6 protein-coding genes are annotated in these 4335 nt (G+C 69.8%); 5 read left to right on the plus strand and 1 reads right to left on the minus strand.

All coding sequences use genetic code 11. The features are described from left to right. The 3 genes from TSO221_RS32765 to TSO221_RS35220 form a co-directional block, all read left to right on the plus strand. Positions 1-134 (plus strand): SDR family oxidoreductase (locus TSO221_RS32765; protein WP_146208717.1); only part of this gene is annotated, 134 nt, incomplete at its 5' end. Positions 135-354: 220 nt separating this feature from the next. Continuing rightward, complete coding sequence (locus TSO221_RS32770; RefSeq protein ID WP_109122658.1) at positions 355-1428, plus strand: aldose epimerase family protein; 1074 nt, start codon at positions 355-357, stop codon at positions 1426-1428. A 13-nt stretch (positions 1429-1441) separates the two neighbouring features. Beyond that, positions 1442-1666: a hypothetical protein gene (locus TSO221_RS35220; protein WP_146208984.1), complete on the plus strand. Its 225-nt coding sequence runs from the start codon at positions 1442-1444 to the stop codon at positions 1664-1666. Here the strand turns inward: TSO221_RS35220 and TSO221_RS32775 are convergent. Then, positions 1596-2300, minus strand: a complete 705-nt coding sequence (locus TSO221_RS32775; RefSeq protein ID WP_247878377.1) for a GntR family transcriptional regulator — start codon at positions 2298-2300, stop codon at positions 1596-1598. The genes TSO221_RS35220 and TSO221_RS32775 overlap by 71 nt on opposite strands. 251 nt (positions 2301-2551) lie before the next feature. Here TSO221_RS32775 and TSO221_RS32780 point away from each other — a divergent pair, with 251 nt between their 5' ends. Both TSO221_RS32780 and uxaC read left to right on the plus strand, forming a co-directional pair. Then, positions 2552-2986 (plus strand): methylglyoxal synthase, encoded by a 435-nt coding sequence (locus TSO221_RS32780; RefSeq protein ID WP_109122660.1) that lies wholly within the window; start codon positions 2552-2554, stop codon positions 2984-2986. A 100-nt stretch (positions 2987-3086) separates the two neighbouring features. Continuing rightward, positions 3087-4335: glucuronate isomerase (uxaC, locus tag TSO221_RS32785; RefSeq protein ID WP_109122661.1), on the plus strand; the 1249-nt coding region annotated here is incomplete at its 3' end.

Here is a 4335-nt window from a genome sequence, read left to right on the forward strand (position 1 = left end):
TCGGCCGCATCCCGGCCGGGCGCTGGAGCGTGCCGTCCGACATCGGCGGCCCGGCGGTGTTCCTCGCCTCCGACGCGGCCGATTACATCCATGGCACCATCCTGCCGGTCGACGGCGGCTGGCTGGCCCGCTGAGCGGAGCGCCGGGGATAGGGCACGGCGCCCTGCGGCATACTGTCCCTGCCCCCGGCAAACCCTTTGCGTCCGCCACTGATATACTAGTATTGTTGCGCAGCCGCCGATCCATGGAGTCCGCGATGACCTCCGATCCCCTCGAAACGGCGCTTCTCCTGCGTGTGGTGATGCTGCTCGGCCTGAACGTGCTGGCGCTGTCGCTCTGCTGAGGTTTCCAATCATGACCAAACCCGCCGACCTGCGCCGCGAGGCGTTCCGCACCACCATCGACGGCAAGCCGGTGGACCTGTTCACCCTGCGCAACCGCAACGGCGCGGTGGTGCGGATCACCAACTACGGGGCGAAGATCGAACAGATCCTGGTGCCCGACCGCGACGGCGTCCTCGGCGACGTGGTGCAGGGCTACGACGGCATCGATCCGGTGGTGAACGGCCAGCCCTCCATGGGCTCGTTCATCGGCCGCTACTGCGGGCGCATCGCCGGCGGGCGCTTCACGCTGGACGGCGTCGAGCACCACACCACGGTGAACAGCCCGCCCAACACCCTGCACGGCGGCACCCGCGGCTCGCGCTTCCGGGTCTTCGCCGCCCGCCAGCTGGACGAGTCCAGCCTGGAGCTGACCTACGTCTTCCAGGATGGCGAGGAGGGCTTCCCCGGCACTCTGCCGGTCCGTCTGGTCTATGCGCTGGACGACGCCAACGCGCTGACCATCGCCTGGACGGCGGTGGCCGCCGACAAGGCGACCGTCGCCAACTTCACCGACCACACCTTCTTCAACCTGTCCGGCGACCTCGGCTCCTCCATCCTCGACCACGTCGCGACGGTGCAGGGGAACCGCTACCTGGCGCTCGACGCCGCCGCGGTGCCGACGGGAGAGACGGTGGACGTCGCCGGCACGCCCTTCGACTTCCGCAGCCCCGCCGCGTTCGGCGCGCGCATCGGCGCCGACCACCCGATGCTGGCGCTGGGCAAGGGCTACGACCTGCATTACGTGGTGGACAAGCCGACCGGCGCGCTGGGGCTGCACGCCCGCGTCGTGCACTCCGGCAGCGGCCGGGTGCTGGAGGTCCGCTCGACCGAACCGGGGCTGCAGCTCTACACCGGCAATTTCCTCGAGGGCAAGGCACCGCGCGACGTCGGCAAGGGCGGCACGCTGTACACCCGGCACAGCGCCTTCTGCCTGGAACCCTCGCACTTCCCGAACGCCGTCAACCTGCCGGCCTTCCCCTCCACGGTCCTGCGGCCGGGGCAGTGGTACACCGGCCGCATTGTCTACGGCTTCGGCATCGCCTGAGGGGCCAAGTCCCATGAAACGCGTGCCGCCGTGGCTCTACGCCACGCTGCTGGCCGCCGGAGCGCTGCTGTTCCTGGTGGCCGACCACACGCTGGATGGCTGGGCGCACGTCGCCGGCATGAGCGCCGGGGCGGCGCTCTGCCTGCTGCTGGCGCTGGCGCCGGCGGCTATGGCGCCGCGGCGCCCTCCACCGCCGAGAAGTACCGCGGGTTCGCCTTCTGCGCTTCCGCGATGGTGATCTGCAGGTCGTCGAGGTGCGTGTCGAGCGCCTTGACGGCCCGGTCCGCGTCGTGCGCGGCGACGGCCTCGACGACCGCTTCGTGCTCCTCGATCACCACGCCCATGCGGCCCTGGACCGGCAGGGTCAGGCGGCGGTAGCGGTCGACCTGCACCTTGACCTGCTGGATCAGCGTCCAGAAGCCGGGATAGCCGGCGGTCTCGGACAGCAGGCGATGAAACTCCTCGTCCGCCTGATGGAATCCCTCGAAATCGCCGGCGGCCTCGCACTCGCGCTGCACCTCGATGCAGGTGTGCAGGCGGGCGACCTGGCTGCGCGTCGCGCGCTCGGCGGCGTAGCGGACGGTGGCTTCCTCCAGCACGCGGCGGATGGCGATGGCCTCCGGCAGCGCGCCGAGGGGAATGCGGGCAACGAAGGTGCCGGACTGCGGGAACACCTCGATCAGGCCCTCGTCGGTCAGCTTCAGCACCGCCTCGCGCACCGGCGTGCGGCTGACGCCGTAGGCTTCGGCAATCTGCTTCTCGGCGATGGGGTCGCCCGGCTTGCGCTGCAGCGACAGGATCTCGTCACGCAGGTCGCGGTAGATGTTCGCCGACACCGTCCCGCCGCGCTGGACCGGCCGCGCGACCGGAATCGCCGGACCGCGCCGGGTCCGCCGTCGCCGGCCCGCCTCGGCACCGGACGGCGGGGTGTGTGCCGCTTTCGTCAAGACCTGCTCCCGATCACCACACGGCAGACGCGCCCCACGGCGGGGTGCTCCTCAACCGTTAAGCATAATATGCGCGCGGACGCGCGGCCGTCAAACACCCCGGAGGGAGCGAGCAAGCCCCTTGCGTCGCCATTGATATATTAGTATAACTGTGCCGCACAGAGAGGATGCCCACCATGACCCGCAAACGCATCGCGCTGGTCGCGCACGACGCCCGCAAGGGCGACCTGATCGCGTGGATCGGCGCGCACCTCCGCTTTCTCGCCGGGCATGCGTTCTGGGCGACCGGCACCACCGGCACGCTGGTCCGCAAGGCCCATCCGGACCTCGACGTCACCCCGCTGAAAAGCGGCCCGCTGGGCGGCGACCAGCAGATCGGCGCGATGATCGCCGAGAGCCGCATCGACATGCTGGTGTTCTTCGTCGATCCGATGACGGCGCAGCCGCACGACGTGGACGTCAAGGCGCTGACCCGCCTCGCCACGCTCTACAACATCCCGATGGCCTGCAACGAGGCCACCGCCGACATGCTGGTCGCCTCGCCGCTGTTCTCCAACGGCTACACGCCGCGCCCGGCCGACTTCCACAGCTACGAGCGCCGCGCCGTCTAATCCGTATGCCCCACGATACGGGGCTTGCAACGACCATACTGATATATTAGTATACTTCACACGACGGCATCGCCTCACCCTTCCCACATCGGAGATCACCATGCTCCACCCCGACCGCCTGTTTCCCAGCGACCCCACGCAGCGCGCCATTGCGCGCCGCCTGTACGGCGAAGTGAGCGCGCTGCCGATCGTCAGCCCGCACGGCCACACCGACCCGTCCTGGTTCGCCAAGGACGAGGCGTTCCCCGACCCGGCCGCGCTGTTCGTCAAGCCGGACCACTACGCCTTCCGCATGCTGTACAGCCAGGGCATCGCGATGGAGAGCCTGGGCGTGCCGCGCAAGGACGGCGGCCCGGTGGAGACCGACTCCCGCAAGATCTGGCGCCTGCTCGCCTCCAACTGGCACCTGTTCCGCGGCACGCCGACGCGCATGTGGCTCGACCACGCGTTCGAGACCGTCTTCGGCGTCACCGAGCGGCCGAGCGCCGAGAGCGCCGACCGCATCTACGACCAGATCGAGGCCTGCCTGCGCACGCCCGAGTACCGCCCGCGCGCCCTGTTCGAGCGTTTCAACATCGAGGTGCTGGCGACCACCGAGTCGCCGCTCGACCCGCTGGAGCACCACAAGGCGATCCGCGAGAGCGGCTGGAAGGGCCGCGTCGTCACCGCCTTCCGTCCCGACCCGGTCGTCGATCCGGAGTTCGAGGGCTTCCAGGCCAACGTCGAGCAGCTGGGCGCCCTGACCGGCGAGAACACGCTGGGCTGGACCGGCTACCTCGCCGCGCTGGCGAACCGCCGCCGCTACTTCAAGGAGGTCGGCGGCGCCACCTCGACCGACCACGGCCATCCGACCGCGCTGACCGCCGACCTGTCGCGCACGCAAGCCGAGGCGCTGTTCGACAAGGCGCTGCGCGGCACCATCACCCCGGCCGAGGCCGAGCTGTTCCGCGGCCAGATGCTGACCGAGATGGCGAAGATGAGCCTGGAGGACGGGCTGGTCATGCAGATCCATCCGGGCAGCATGCGCAACCACAACCCCGTCGTGTTCGACCGCTACGGCCGCGACAAGGGCGCCGACATCCCGAGCCAGACCGAGTACGTGCGGGCGCTGAAGCCGCTGCTCGACCGCGTCGGCAACGAGGCGAAGCTGACCATCATCCTGTTCACGCTGGACGAGACCAGCTACAGCCGCGAGCTGGCGCCGCTGGCCGGCCACTACCCGGCGCTGCGCCTGGGTCCGGCGTGGTGGTTCCACGACAGCCCCGAGGGCATGCGCCGCTTCCGCGAGATGGTCACCGAGACCGCCGGCTTCTACAACACCGTCGGCTTCAACGACGACACCCGCGCCT

This window comes from Azospirillum sp. TSO22-1, assembly GCF_003116015.1.
Taxonomy (GTDB): Bacteria; Pseudomonadota; Alphaproteobacteria; order Azospirillales; family Azospirillaceae; genus Azospirillum.

What these genes read in the sequence shown, in the direction of transcription:
- TSO221_RS32770 (WP_109122658.1), top strand. Translation starts at nt 355, where the DNA reads ATGACCAAACCCGCCGACCTGCGCCGCGAGGCGTTCCGCACCACCATC.
- TSO221_RS35220 (WP_146208984.1), top strand. Translation starts at nt 1,442, where the DNA reads ATGAAACGCGTGCCGCCGTGGCTCTACGCCACGCTGCTGGCCGCCGGA.
- TSO221_RS32780 (WP_109122660.1), top strand. Translation starts at nt 2,552, where the DNA reads ATGACCCGCAAACGCATCGCGCTGGTCGCGCACGACGCCCGCAAGGGC.